The 13,265-nt window shown below is 63.9% G+C and carries 11 protein-coding genes; 9 read left to right on the top strand and 2 right to left on the bottom strand.

Annotated features, from left to right (window positions below):
* Positions 1 to 322: 322 nt before the first annotated feature.
* Positions 323 to 1,687 (bottom strand): hypothetical protein, encoded by a 1,365-nt coding sequence (locus tag JQ629_RS10030; RefSeq protein WP_212412499.1) that lies wholly within the window; start codon positions 1,685 to 1,687, stop codon positions 323 to 325.
* Between the two features lie 277 nt (positions 1,688 to 1,964).
* Positions 1,965 to 3,236, bottom strand: coding sequence for an allantoate amidohydrolase (locus tag JQ629_RS10025; protein WP_212412498.1), 1,272 nt, complete (start codon positions 3,234 to 3,236; stop codon positions 1,965 to 1,967).
* A gap of 415 nt (positions 3,237 to 3,651) precedes the next feature.
* Between JQ629_RS10025 and JQ629_RS10020 the strand changes: the two genes are divergently transcribed.
* The 9 genes from JQ629_RS10020 to JQ629_RS09980 all read left to right on the top strand — a co-directional run bounded on the left by JQ629_RS10020 (position 3,652) and on the right by JQ629_RS09980 (position 13,190).
* A complete protein-coding gene (locus tag JQ629_RS10020) occupies positions 3,652 to 4,761 on the top strand; it encodes a BMP family ABC transporter substrate-binding protein (RefSeq protein ID WP_212412497.1) in 1,110 nt (369 codons plus the stop codon).
* Positions 4,758 to 5,867: an ABC transporter permease gene (locus tag JQ629_RS10015; protein ID WP_212412496.1), complete on the top strand. Its 1,110-nt coding sequence runs from the start codon at positions 4,758 to 4,760 to the stop codon at positions 5,865 to 5,867. Before JQ629_RS10020 ends, JQ629_RS10015 begins: the two co-directional genes overlap by 4 nt.
* Entirely contained in the window at positions 5,867 to 6,793 is a 927-nt protein-coding gene (locus tag JQ629_RS10010) for an ABC transporter permease (RefSeq protein ID WP_212385979.1), read from the top strand. Before JQ629_RS10015 ends, JQ629_RS10010 begins: the two co-directional genes overlap by 1 nt.
* 13 nt (positions 6,794 to 6,806) lie before the next feature.
* On the top strand, positions 6,807 to 7,490 hold the full coding sequence (biuH, locus tag JQ629_RS10005; RefSeq protein ID WP_249134929.1) for a biuret amidohydrolase: 684 nt from the start codon (positions 6,807 to 6,809) through the stop codon (positions 7,488 to 7,490).
* Positions 7,487 to 9,019 (top strand): ABC transporter ATP-binding protein, encoded by a 1,533-nt coding sequence (locus JQ629_RS10000; protein WP_349631242.1) that lies wholly within the window; start codon positions 7,487 to 7,489, stop codon positions 9,017 to 9,019. Before biuH ends, JQ629_RS10000 begins: the two co-directional genes overlap by 4 nt.
* Positions 9,020 to 9,028: 9 nt before the next feature.
* On the top strand, positions 9,029 to 9,529 hold the full coding sequence (locus JQ629_RS09995; protein WP_212412494.1) for a nucleoside deaminase: 501 nt from the start codon (positions 9,029 to 9,031) through the stop codon (positions 9,527 to 9,529).
* 110 nt (positions 9,530 to 9,639) lie between these two features.
* Positions 9,640 to 11,211, top strand: coding sequence for an ABC transporter ATP-binding protein (locus JQ629_RS09990; protein ID WP_212412493.1), 1,572 nt, complete (start codon positions 9,640 to 9,642; stop codon positions 11,209 to 11,211).
* Positions 11,195 to 12,286, top strand: a complete 1,092-nt coding sequence (locus JQ629_RS09985; protein WP_212412492.1) for an ABC transporter permease — start codon at positions 11,195 to 11,197, stop codon at positions 12,284 to 12,286. The genes JQ629_RS09990 and JQ629_RS09985 overlap by 17 nt, the downstream gene beginning before the upstream one ends.
* Positions 12,273 to 13,190, top strand: coding sequence for an ABC transporter permease (locus JQ629_RS09980; RefSeq protein WP_212412491.1), 918 nt, complete (start codon positions 12,273 to 12,275; stop codon positions 13,188 to 13,190). The genes JQ629_RS09985 and JQ629_RS09980 overlap by 14 nt, the downstream gene beginning before the upstream one ends.
* The last annotated feature ends 75 nt before the right edge of the window (positions 13,191 to 13,265 follow it).

The following is a 13,265-nucleotide window of genomic DNA, read 5'->3' as shown; positions in this document are numbered from 1 at the left end:
GGCGTAAACCAGCGTCCACCGCAACCCGTCCAACGTCCGTGACGACGGCCGACGCCCTTCTGAGTAGGACGGGATGGCCAACATATGCACCTGATTTTCATTCTGGTAAACAGAAATATTTTTTATTTCGGGGCTTGACACGATTTCCGCAAATCAGAACTGATTTGCCCGTCGGGCTGTTTTGTCGCACTCAGCGTCATTGCGAGCGCAGCGAAGCAATCCATAGCGCCACATGCAGAGACATGGATTGCTTCGCTGCGCTCGCAATGACGGAAGAATATCGACAAAAATGATGAGTTACGCTTCGCGCCCCCGCGGTCGGCTAGCTCCCCAGCAGCGATGTCCCGAACGCGCGTTGCCAGACCGTCAGGAAGCGTGGAAACCAGGAATGCGCGACGGCGCTCTGATAGGCCCAGGTGCGATATTTGAGGCCTTTTTCGGAAATCAGTTCCTGATATCCGCCGTGGGTTTCGGTCACGGTGCGGATGTCGCGCAATATAGCGCAGGCATAAGCCCGATAAGTCCCGGTGCCGGAACATTCATCGTGGTCCAGCATGCGATCGGCGAATTCGACGTTGAATGTCGGCCAGGACGAACGGCCCTGATAGGCCGGCGCCGCGATCCTGTGAATGAGCTTGTTCAGCGGATTATCGGCGGACACGAGAAAGTGCGATGTATTCGGGACTCGAAACCGCGGCTCGGCAAGGACGAAATCGGTCGTGGCAGCGAACAGCGCGCGCTCGCCCGCGTCGTTCAAATCCCAAAAGCCCTGATGCACATTCACGAAATCGAGCGCGATGGAATAAACCGGCGCCTGCTGCCGGCAGTCCAGGGAATGACTGATATAGCCGTGCCGGCCGAACAGCAGCAGCAGCTCCTTCTTGTACTGCGAAAGCGTGCGTCCGAGCAGTTGTTCCAGCTCAGTTCGCTCGATGACCCCAAGCTTGATACCGCGCAGGAACGTCGCGTAGACGCAGGCATTGGTGACGAACCGCCGGCGTTCGGCACGGGTATCGGTCGCCGCAGAACGGGGCGCGCTGACGTCGCACAGAAGCGCCGAAAGCCCGTTGTCATCGAACCGTTGCAACGCTTTGGCGAGCTCAGATATCGCCCGCTTCAGGTCCTCGCGATATTCCGACAGCAACAGGCGGCCGGCATGCGCACCTTGCGACATCGCCAGATACGAAGCCGGCCTTTGCTCGGCGGAGAGCAGTTGCTCCAGGCCTGCGAGGATGCCCAGCAGCGTGTCCGACGGCCTCGAAAAATAGTTGATGCCGATGTAGCGGTTGCGCCCCGCAGGCACGATCGTGGTGGTAACGACGCCGGCGCGAACGGCTTCCAGCATCAGCCGGACGCTTTTCTCGAGCAGGCGAACCCTGCGGACAGCGTCCTGGGAATCCATGATGGTCTCGGGGTCGAGGACATCAGGATAGAACCAGGCAAAGTCACGCGGATAATAGGCGGAGGCGTGCGGCGCCCCGGTGACCAGAAAGGCTTCCTTCTCGGCAAACGCGGCATTCATCGAATGCCGGTACAGCTCCTCGATGCCCGCCGACAAATGATATTTTCGCAGGAAACGATCGCCGAGAAAATTGACGGCTTGGATGCTGTTCGCGACAAGGCTCGCCAACAGGCCCTGGTGAAACCGGTATTCGCGATGCGATGAAAATGTGATCTGGCTGTTCATGGGCGGGGATGAGAGCAATGTCCGGCGTGTCTGGTATCACGCGTTGGTACTCCAGACATCATCGATTCGTCTCCCCGCAACAGTGCGGGGCGAAATGTCATCGAACTGTCATGTAGCCCCACGTCGTCCCGGCGAAGGCCGGGACCCATAACCACCGGCGACAATTGTTTTTGCACGCAGGTCGTTATCTTCCTTTTCCAACAACAAGGGCCGCGGCGTATGGGTCCCCCGATGCGCAATTGCGCTTCTGAGCTCAAGGCCGGGACGACGACGTTAATTATGCTTCCTTCGGCCGAAAATTCTCCACCAACCTTAGCAGCACCCGCGCCCCTGCATCCGCATCGGCCGTCTCGACATGCTCCGCCGGATTATGGCTGATGCCGCCGCGGCAGCGGACGAACAGCATCGCGACGTCTGATATATCGATCATCGCCATGCCGTCATGGCCGGCGCCGCTCGGCAGGTCGAACACGCCAAAACCTTCGGCGGCGACGGCGTCCGCGACCTGCGCCTTCAGCCAGGGCGCGCAGGGTACGGTGCGGTTTTCGTGGGTGACGTCGAGCTGCAGCGCGAGATTGCGGCGCTTGGCTGTCGCTTCGATGCGGCGCACGATGTCGGCGACGGCCATCTTGCGGTGCGGATCTGATGGCGCGCGGATGTCGAGCGTGAAGGAGACGAGGCCGGGGATCACGTTGGTGGCGCCGGGCATCGCGTCGATATAGCCGACGGTGCCGACGAGGCCGGCCGCGTCGGTCTTGCAGAACTCCTCCACCATGCAGATGCATTCGGCGGCGCCCGCCAGCGCATCGCGCCGGAACGCCATCGGCACCGTGCCGGCATGACCGGCCATGCCGGTCAGTTTTGCCGCCAGCCGCGTTGCGCCCGCGATCGCGGTGACGACGCCGACCGGCAGATTATTCTCTTCCAGCACCGGCCCCTGCTCGATGTGCAGTTCGACATAGGCATGGAGTTCGCGGCGGGTCCGAGCGGCGGCCCCGATATGATCGGGGTCGAGGCCGAATGTGACCATCGCATCGCGCATCGAGATGCCGGCATGGTCGCGTGAATTGAGCGCGCTCTCCACAAAGGTGCCCGCGATAGCCCGGCTGCCGAGCAGCGTGGAAGCAAACCGCACGCCCTCCTCGTCGGCAAATCCGACGACTTCGACCGCGAACGGCAGCCGCCGGCCGCGTTTGTTCAGATCGGCGACGCAGGAGATTGCCGTGATCAGGCCGAGCGGGCCATCCCATTTGCCGGCGTCGCGCACAGTGTCGTAATGCGAGCCCAGCATCAGGCACGGCAGGCCCGGCCGGTCACCTTCGTAGCGGCCACAGACATTGCCGATGGCGTCGAGATGCGCGGCCATGCCGGCCTCGCGCATCCATGACAGAATGAGATCGGCGGCGGCGCGGTGCTCGGGCGAAAGGAATATCCGCGCCAGATGCTCCGGCGTCTCGGAGATCGCCGCGAGTTGGTTGATCCGGCCGACGATTTCATCGCCAAGCGCTGCTTTGCCCGACGCGCTGCTGGCCACTTCTGTCTTGCTCATGCTTTTCCTGTACAGCCGCGCCGTTTCCAGCGAGGCCGATCGATACGTTCAATGCCGGCAGCTTCGACGCAAGCCGCGGACCCCTGACTGGTAGCAGCCTCAATTCGCCTGACCAGCCGGCAAGGCAAGAAATCCGCCGCCAATTCGGCCGGCTGACGGCGCTGCGGGATCTAACAATTGCTTAACGACCTTGCATACAATCATGAAACGCCGCCTAAAAATTAGCCATATCGACTCTGCACAAATTTTATATGACGAACAACGCCCCCGGATAATTCAATCTGTTCATTAGCTTATGCAGGAATGCCCGCCTCACGCGCTCTGGCATGAAGATTGCGACATCGCTCCCCGAGCCCGCCGCATCGGCGCGGCCCACGAAATAGCGGGCGGTCCAATCGCCAGAGGGAGCAGGCACATGGAATTTGGCAGGATTTCACGACGGCATCTGTTGCAAGGCGGTGCGGCGCTGACACTCGGCACCGCTTTCGGCGCGGGCGCCGCGCGCGCAGCCGGCACCACCATCGGCTTCGTCTATGTCGGGTCGCGCGACGACTACGGTTACAACCAGGCGCACGCGCAGGGCGCCGCGGCGCTGAAGAAGATTTCCGGCCTCAAGGTGATCGAGGAAGAAAAGGTCCCCGAGACAGACGCGGTCGAGAAGACCATCGAGTCCATGATCAACCTCGACGGCGCGTCGCTGCTGTTCCCGACCTCGTTCGGCTACTACAACCCGCACGTCATCAAGATGGCGAAGAAGTTTCCAAAACTGCGCTTCGAGCATTGCGGCGGCCTCTGGAGCGACAAAGACCCGACCAACGCCGGCAGCTATTTCGGCTATATCGACGAGGCCCAGTATATTTCCGGCATCGTTGCCGGCTACTCCACCAAGAGCGGCAAGCTCGGCTTCGTCGCCGCGAAACCGATCCCGCAGGTGCTGCGCAACATCAACGCCTTCACGCTCGGCGCAAGGCTAGCCAACCCGAAGGCGACCACGCAGGTGATCTTCACCGGCGACTGGTCGATGCCGGTCAAGGAAGCCGAAGCCACCAACAGCCTGATCGACCAGGGCGTCGACGTCCTCACCTGCCACGTCGACGGCCCCAAAACCATGGTCGAGAACGCCGCCCGCCGCGGCGCGATGGTGTGCGGCTATCACGTCAACCAGTCGCCGCTGGCGCCGAAGGCCTATCTCACCGGCGCGGAGTGGAACTGGGAAGCGCTGTATCCGAAATTCGTCAAGATGATCGCGGCCGGAGAGACCATTCCGAACTTCTATCGCGGCGGCCTCAAGGAAGAGATCGTCAAATGCTCGCCCTATGGCGAGGCGGTCTCGGCCGAGGCGCGCAAGCATGCCGACGACATCAAGGCCAAGCTCGTCGCCGGCAACTACACCATCTTCAAGGGCCCGATCATGGACAACAAGGGCAACGCGGTCATTACATCAGGCACCGACCGCGGCCAGACGGATCCTGAACTCGAGAAGATGAACTATCTGGTGGAAGGCGTGCTCGGAGCCACTTCGTGACAACAGGTTCGGCGGATCCGGTGGAGGCGGTCGGCGTTGCGCCGGCCGCTGATCCCGGCTTCCTCCAACGCTACGGCGCGACCATCGAATATATCCTGATCCCGGGCGCGGCGCTGGTCGGCGCGCTCGCAACCTTCGGGCTATTCGTGGCGCTGTTCGGCAAGAACCCGCTCGATCTCTATTTCTACATGTACCAGGGCGCGTTCGGCACATGGTTCTCCTGGCAGAACACGCTGACGCGCGCCGCGCCCCTGATCCTGACCGCGTTGTGCACGGCGCTGCCGGCGCAACTCGGCATGGTGATCATCGGCGGCGAAGGCGCGCTGCTCATTGGCGCGCTGTCGGCGACCTCGGTGGCATTGGCGATGCCGTGGGCCTCACCGCTCGTGGTGCAGACCGCGATGGTGTGCGCCGGCGTGATCGGCGGCGGGCTCTGGATCACGCTCGCGGGCGCGCTCCGGCAATATCGCGGCGTCAACGAGACGATCTCGAGCCTGCTGCTGGTCTATATCGGGCTTGCGGTGCTCAACCATCTGGTCGAGGGCGCGATGCGCGACCCCGCCAGCCTCAACAAGCCATCCACCCGCGAAATCGGCGCGGCCAACATGATCGGCAGCATTCCCGGCACCGACGTGCATTGGGGGCTGGTGTTCGGCCTGGTCGCGGCGTTCGCGTCCTACATCCTGATCTATCACACCGTGTTCGGCTTCTCGGCGCGGGTGGCCGGCGGCAACATCCGCGCGGCCAAAATCGTCGGCCTCGGCGTCAACAAACTGATCCTGACCATCTGCTTTCTCGCCGGCGGCGCTGCCGGCATTGCCGGCATGGTCGAAGTCGCCGCCGTGCAGGGCCGCACCAACGCCAATCTCGCTGCCGGCTACGGCTTCACCGGCATCCTCGTCGCCTTCCTGGCGCGGCATAATCCGCTGGCGATTATTCCCGTGGCGATCCTGCTCGGCGGCATCAGCGCCAGCGGCGGGCTGCTGCAGCGCCGGCTCGGATTGCCTGATGCGTCCGTATTGGTGCTGCAAGGCATCATCTTCGTGTTCGTGCTGGCGAGCGACGCGCTGTACGGACGGATCGGCTTCCTGAAAGGAAAATCCTGATGGCGGATGGATCGCTCGGACTCTGGACCGTCCCCCTCGCCGTATTCGGCGGCGCCATCCGCGTCTCGACGCCGTTTCTGTTCGTGAGTCTTGGCGAATGCATCACCGAGCGTTCCGGCCGCATCAACCTCGGCCTCGAAGGCACGCTTGTCATGGGCGCGATGAGCGCCTATGGCATCTCCTATCTCAGTGGCTCGCCCTGGCTCGGCGTGCTCGCCGCCGGGATCACGGGTGCGATGCTGGGCGCGCTGCATGCCGGCATCTGCTCGCTGCCGCGCGTCAACGACATCGCGGTCGGCATCGCGCTGATGCTGTTCGGGACCGGCCTTGCCTTCTATCTCGGCAAGCCGCTGATCGAACCGACCGCGGCACGGCTGCCGGCGATCGATTTCGGCTGGTGGAGCGACGTGCCGCAGGTCCGCGCGGCGCTGCGGATCAACGTGCTGTTCCTGATCGGCATCGCGCTGGCGCCAATATTGTACTGGGCCTTCAAGACCACGCGCTGGGGCCTGCTCATCCGCACCGCCGGCGAGAGTTCGGATGCCGCGCGCGCGATGGGCTATTCCGTGCTGGCGATCCGGCTGCGCGCAACGATGGTCGGCGGCTTTCTGTCCGGGATCGGTGGCTCGTTCCTGTCGCTGTTCTATCCCGGCAGCTGGAACGAGGGCCTCTCCTCCGGCCAGGGCATCACGGCCGTGGCGCTGGTGATCTTCGCGCGCTGGGACCCGATGCTGTGCCTGTGGGCGTCGCTGGCGTTCGGCGGCGCCGCGGCGTTGGGACCGGCGCTGCAATCGGTCGGCGTCACCTCGGGCTATCATCTGTTCAATGCCGCGCCCTACATCCTGACGCTGGCGATCATGATCATCACCTGTTCGCCGAAGCGCACGCTGACCGGCGCGCCGGCCGAATTGTCCATCACCCGATAAGCGAGAACGTGCCATGCCCGAGCGCTATATCTCATCCGAACCCTATGCCTGGCCTTACAATGGCGATCTGCGCCCGCAAAACACCGCGCTCGTCATCATCGACATGCAGACCGACTTCTGCGGCGTCGGCGGCTATGTCGACAAGATGGGCTATGACCTCTCGCTGACCCGCGCGCCGATCGAGCCGATCAAGAAGCTGCTTTCGGTGATGCGCGCGCAAAACTTTCACATCATCCACACCCGCGAAGGCCATCGTCCTGACCTCACGGATCTTCCCGCCAACAAGCAGTGGCGCTCGCGGCAGATCGGCGCGGGGATCGGCGATCCCGGCCCGTGCGGCCGCGTGCTGGTGCGCGGCGAGGCCGGCTGGGAGATCATTCCCGACCTGGCGCCGCTGCCTGGCGAGCCCATCATCGACAAGCCCGGCAAGGGATCGTTCTGCGCCACCGATCTCGAGCTGATGCTGCGGCTGCGCGGCATCGAGAACCTGGTGCTGACCGGCATCACCACCGACGTCTGCGTCCACACCACGATGCGCGAAGCCAACGACCGCGGCTTCGAATGCGTGCTGATCGAGGATTGCTGCGCCGCCACCGACAAGAGCAATCACGACCACGCGCTGAAGATGATCAAGATGCAGGGCGGCGTGTTCGGCGCGGTCGCCACTTCCGGCGCGTTCATCAAGGCTGTGTCGTGATCATCGGCGAGACACCGCTTCCCGAAGGCCCGCTCGGCGTCGACGCGGTCGCGGTGACCATGAAGTTTGGCGACTTCCTTGCGCTCGACAATGTCGCACTGAAGGTGCAGCCGGGTTCGTTCCACGCGCTGCTCGGCGAGAACGGCGCGGGAAAAAGCACGCTCGTCAAATGCATCATGGGTTACTATCACGCGACCGAGGGCGACATTCTGGTCGGCGGCCGTGAGCAGGCGATCGCCAACCCCAAGGATGCGCACGCGCTCGGGCTCGGCATGGTCTACCAGCACTTTACACTCGTGCCGGCGATGACGGTCGCCGAAAATCTGGTGCTGGCGCGTGATGACGTTCCTGCTGTCGTCAACTGGGCCAGGGAAAAACAGGAGCTGGAAGCGTTTCTGGCGCGGATGCCGTTCAAGGTGCCGCTCAACGCCAGGGTTTCCGACATTTCCGCCGGCGAACGGCAGAAATGCGAAATCCTGAAACAGCTTTATCTGAAGCGGCGTTTTCTGATCCTGGACGAACCGACCTCGGTACTGACGCCCGGCGAGGCCGACGAGGTGCTGGGCATGTTGCGCGACATGGTCGTGAACGGCGGCCTCACCATCCTGATGATCACGCATAAATTCCGCGAGGTGATGGCGTTCGCCGACGAGGTCACGATCCTGCGCCGCGGCAAGCTCGCCGGCAACGGCAAGGTCGCCGATCTCACGCCCGACAGCATGGCGCGGATGATGATCGGCGCCGAAGAACTGACGGTACAGCCGCCGCGCGTCGGACAATTGGGCGAGGCGCGGCTGGAACTGAGCAAGCTTTGTGCGATCGACGATGCCGGCGCGGTCGCGGTCGAAAATGTCTCGCTCACCATCCGCGGCGGCGAGATCGTCGGCATCGCCGGCGTCTCCGGCAACGGCCAGCGGCAACTGGTCGAGGTACTGGCCGGACAGCGCGAGGCCGAGAGCGGCGAGGTTCGTGTTCGCGGCGATCTCTATTCAGCGAGCCGCGAGGAGATGCGGCGGCACAAGATGTCGCTACTCCCGGAGGAGCCCTTGAAGAACGCCTGCGTCGGCGGCATGAGCGTTGCCGACAATATCGCGTTCCGTGAATTCGACCGCGCGCCGTTTGCCAGCAAAGGCTGGTGGCTCAATCTCTCCGCGTTCCGCAAGGATGCCGAGCGCAAGATCGGGCTGTACAAGATCAAGACCCGCTCGCCGGACACCCCGATCTCGGCGCTGTCGGGCGGCAACGTGCAGCGCGCGGTGCTAGCGCGCGAACTCGGCGGCGAGGTCGAGGTGCTGATCGCCGCCAATCCCTGCTTCGGGCTCGATTTCGCCGCGGTCGCCCAGATCCATGCCGAGATCATGGCGGCGCGCAACCGCGGCGCCGCGGTGCTTTTGGTCAGCGAGGACCTCGACGAACTCCTCGAATTGTCGGATCGTCTGGTGGTGATGTTCCACGGACAGTTCGTCCATGAAGCCCGCGCCAGCGAGGCCGATCTCACCGAGATCGGGCGGCATATGGCCGGGCACTGACAGGCATTGATGGCGGATATCGCTGCGTTAACCCAACCGGAACTCGACGCGCATTTCCTGCGACTGTCGTTCGACGTGGCCCGCCGCGCCATGACCCACGGCAATCATCCCTTCGGTGCCCTGCTCGTTGATCAGAACCGCAAGGTGCTGCTCGAGGCCGAGAACGGCTACATGCCGTCCCGTGACGGCACGGCGCATGCGGAACGGTTGCTGGCGACCCAGGCCTGTACCACGATTGATGCCAACATCCTGCGCGGCGCCACGCTCTATTCATCGGCCGAGCCCTGCGCGATGTGCGCTGGTGCGATCTACTGGGCCGGCATCGGCCGACTGGTTTACGGCCTGAGCGAACATCGCTTGCGGGAATTGACCGGCAACCATCCGGAAAATCCAACCCTCGACCTGCCGTGCCGCGAAGTGTTCGGCAGCGGCCAGCGATCGACCGAAGTGGTCGGCCCGCTGCTCGAGGACGAGGCCGCGGTGGTTCATGCCGGGGTGTGGAAAAAGTAGCCATTCAAGGTTGCTCAAAGAAAATCGCGCCTGCACCTTACGCGCGGGTTTAAACTAGCCCAGTATTGAGGCATCGATTGCTTGGGACTCCTTGGGACGCGTGACCACGAATGCCGGATTCGACGCCTGCCGTGCAGCACACGGGCGCCACACCGCTGCTCCAGACGGTGGGCCTGACCAAGCGCTATGGCACGCTCCTCGCCAATGAGGCTGTCAGCATCGATATCTGGCCGCAGCAGATCCACGCGCTGCTCGGCGAAAACGGCGCGGGCAAATCGACGCTGGTCAAAACCATCTACGGCTTGATCCAGCCGAGCGAAGGCGAAATGCGCTGGCAAGGCGAGCAGATGGTTCTGTCCGGACCATCGGACGCCCGCGCGCGCGGCATCGGCATGGTGTTCCAGCATTTCTCGCTGTTCGACAATCTCACCGTTGCGGAAAACGTCGCCCTCGGGCTCGACGGCAAGGAATCCTTCAAGGACATGTCGGCGCGCCTTGAGGAAGTATCCCGTGTCTACGGGCTCCCGCTCAATCCCAAACGCGAGGTCTGGCAATTGTCGGTCGGTGAACGCCAGCGCATCGAGATCGTGCGCGCGCTGATGCAGAACCCGAAATTCCTGATCCTCGACGAGCCGACCGCGGTGCTGACGCCGCAGGAGGCCGATCAGCTCTTCATCGTGCTCGACCGTCTCAAGGCGGAGGGGTGCGCGATCCTCTATATCAGCCACAAGCTGGCAGAGGTGAAACGGCTCTGCGACACCGCGACCATCCTGCGCGACGGCAAGAAGGTATCGACCTGCAATCCCAAAGCGGAGACCGCGGCTTCGCTCGCGCGCATGATGGTCGGCGGCGAGGTCAAGCGAGTGAAGGCTGCCGCCAACCGGCACACGAACGCGCCGAGGCTGGTCGTCAACGACCTCACCCTCGCGCCGGACGATCTCCACGGCGTACGGCTGCAGCACATCTCGTTCGAACTCAGGGGTGGCGAAATCCTCGGCATCGCCGGCGTGGCCGGTAACGGCCAGGACGAGCTTTTTGCCGTGCTGTCGGGGGAACGGCTGGCGCCGGACCCCGGCACGGTGGTGATTGACGGGCGTGCCGCCGGGCAGCTGTCGATCACGCAACGCCGCAAGCTCGGCGCGGCCTTCGTTCCCGAGGAAAGGCTCGGACACGCCGCCGCGCCGCGCATGAAGTTGTCAGAGAATGCGCTGCTGACCGGCCATGCGGCCTCCGGCATGGTCCAGCACGGCTTCGTCAACACCGCAGCAATGCTGAAAACCGTCGACCGCGCCACCGAGGCGTTCGACGTGCGCAAGGCCCGGCGCGATCCGGAAGCCGCCAGCCTCTCCGGCGGCAATCTGCAAAAATTCATCGTCGGCCGCGAAATCCTGCGTAGTCCTGCCGTGCTGGTTGTGAGCCAACCCACCTGGGGCGTCGACGCCGGCGCTGCCGCCGTGATCCGCCAGGCCCTGCTCGATCTTGCTGCCTGCGGCGCGGCGGTGCTGGTCACGAGCCAGGATCTCGACGAGCTCACCGAGATCGCCGACCGCATCGCCGTGATGTTCCACGGCCGTATGTCGGAGCCGATGGCGACGGCGGATGCGAGCCGCGAGAAGCTCGGCCTGTTGATGGGTGGAAGCACATTGGAGCAAAAGGAAGCGGCGCATGCAGCTGGTGCTTGAAAAGCGCGCCGAGCGGTCGAGCGCGATCGCGCTGATCTCGCCGCTGATCGCGATCGGCCTGACGCTGGTGACCATTAGCATCCTGTTTGCGATGCTCGGCAAGAACCCGATATCTGCGCTCGGCGTCTACTTCATCGCACCCCTCGTCGACAGCTATTCGCTGCAGGAGATCGCGGTGAAGGCGACTCCCCTGGTGATGATCGCGATCGGCCTGTCGCTGTGCTATCTCGCCAATGCCTGGAACATCGGCGCCGAAGGGCAATTCCTGATCGGCGCCGTCGCCGGCAGCTGGCTCGCTGTCAAGACCCAGGGCACCGACGCCGGGCCCTGGGTATTGCCGGCGATGCTGCTGCTGGGGGCTGTCGGCGGCGCGCTCTATGGCCTGATCCCGGCGATCTGCAAGGTCCGGTTCGGCGCCAGTGAAATCCTCACCAGCCTGATGCTGGTCTATGTCGCCGACCTGCTGCTCGATTACCTGGTGCGCGGTCCGTGGCGCGATCCCAAGGGCTTCAACTTCCCGACCACCGCCGAGTTCGATCCGGTCGCGACCGTGCCTGTCCTGATCGAGGGCGGAAGGCTGCACCTTGGCGGCGTCATTGCGCTTGTCGTGGTCGCGGCGGGTGCGGTGCTGCTCGCCAAGACCATCAAGGGTTTTGAGATCCGCGTCGTCGGCGCCGCGCCCCGCGCCGCACGCTTCGGCGGCTTCAATTCCAACCAGCTGATCCTGCTGGCCTTCGCGATTTCAGGCGCGCTGGCGGGCATGGCCGGGATCATCGAGGTCGCAGGGCCCGTCGGACATCTGCAACCCGGCATCTCGCCCGGCTACGGCTTCACCGCGATCATCGTCGCGTTCCTGGGACGGCTGAACCCGATTGGAATATTAATTGCAGGACTTTTCCTCGCACTCACTTTCATCGGCGGCGAGCAGGCGCAGATCGCAATGAAAATCCCGCTGGACGTCACCAAGGTGTTCCAGGGCATTCTGCTGTTCTTCGTGCTCGCCTGCGACTCCCTCATTCTCTACCGGTTCAAACTCGTCTTCGCGTCACCAAAGGTGTCCCGTGGGGCTCATTGAGGCCATCATCCTTGCGGTGCTGGCGGCCTCCACGCCGCTGCTGCTGGCTGCGACCGGCGAACTGGTGACCGAACGCGCCGGCGTGCTCAACCTCGGCGTCGAAGGCATGATGATCGTGGGCGCGGCCTGCGGCTTTGGCGGCGCCTGGCTGTCCGGTTCCGTCATCATTGGCGCGCTGTGCGGCATCGGCGCCGGCGTGCTGATGTCGCTGATCTTCGCGCTGATGACGCTGGGCCTTGCGGTCAACCAGGTCGCAACCGGCCTCGCGCTGACCATCCTCGGCGTCGGCCTTTCCGGCCTGATCGGCTCCCGCTTCGTCGGCGAAAAGATTTCGCTGGCGCCGCATCTGTATATTCCCGGCCTCACCGACATCCCGCTGGTCGGGCGCATCCTGTTCGGCGAGGACGCCTTCGTGTACCTCTCGCTCGCGCTTGTGATTGGCGTCTGGTTCTTCCTGTACAGGACGCGGGCCGGGCTGATCCTGCGCGCAGCCGGCGACAACCACACGTCAGCGCATGCGCTCGGCTACCCCGTGCTCAGGATTCGGATGTTCGCGGTGATGTTCGGCGGCGCCTGTGCTGGTTTGGCCGGCGCCTATCTGCCGCTCGCCTACACACCGTTCTTCATTCCGGGCATGACTGCCGGGCGCGGATGGATCGCGCTGGCGCTGGTGGTGTTCGCCTCATGGCTGCCGGGGCGCCTCGTAATCGGCGCCTATCTGTTCGGCGCGGTGACGATCCTGCAGCTTCATGCGCAGGGCTGGGGCGTCGGCGTGCCCTCGCAATTGATGTCGGCATTGCCGTATCTTGCGACCATCATCGTCCTTGTGCTGATTTCACGTGCACGAACCGGGGGCTCGACCGCGCCTGCGGCGCTCGGGACCGTGTTCGTGCCCGACCGGTAACATGCCCGAAGCGCGCGCGACGGAGCGCTGCGCATCGGGGAAGAGCGTCCACCCATCAGTGAAACGGAGATATCC

Origin of the sequence: Bradyrhizobium sp. AUGA SZCCT0222 (genome assembly GCF_018130205.1) — a bacterium.
Taxonomy (GTDB): Bacteria; Pseudomonadota; Alphaproteobacteria; order Rhizobiales; family Xanthobacteraceae; genus Bradyrhizobium.
The sequence above is the reverse complement of the archived record's forward strand: the minus strand, read 5'-3'. Positions and strand labels throughout refer to the sequence as shown.

Excerpts from the sequence above, each read along its gene's own strand:
- JQ629_RS10030 (WP_212412499.1), bottom strand. The coding sequence starts at position 1,687 with ATGAACAGCCAGATCACATTTTCATCGCATCGCGAATACCGGTTTCAC.
- JQ629_RS09985 (WP_212412492.1), top strand. The coding sequence starts at position 11,195 with ATGCAGCTGGTGCTTGAAAAGCGCGCCGAGCGGTCGAGCGCGATCGCG.
- JQ629_RS09995 (WP_212412494.1), top strand. The coding sequence starts at position 9,029 with ATGGCGGATATCGCTGCGTTAACCCAACCGGAACTCGACGCGCATTTC.
- JQ629_RS10025 (WP_212412498.1), bottom strand. The coding sequence starts at position 3,236 with ATGAGCAAGACAGAAGTGGCCAGCAGCGCGTCGGGCAAAGCAGCGCTT.
- JQ629_RS10020 (WP_212412497.1), top strand. The coding sequence starts at position 3,652 with ATGGAATTTGGCAGGATTTCACGACGGCATCTGTTGCAAGGCGGTGCG.
- JQ629_RS10010 (WP_212385979.1), top strand. The coding sequence starts at position 5,867 with ATGGCGGATGGATCGCTCGGACTCTGGACCGTCCCCCTCGCCGTATTC.
- JQ629_RS09990 (WP_212412493.1), top strand. The coding sequence starts at position 9,640 with ATGCCGGATTCGACGCCTGCCGTGCAGCACACGGGCGCCACACCGCTG.
- biuH (WP_249134929.1), top strand. The coding sequence starts at position 6,807 with ATGCCCGAGCGCTATATCTCATCCGAACCCTATGCCTGGCCTTACAAT.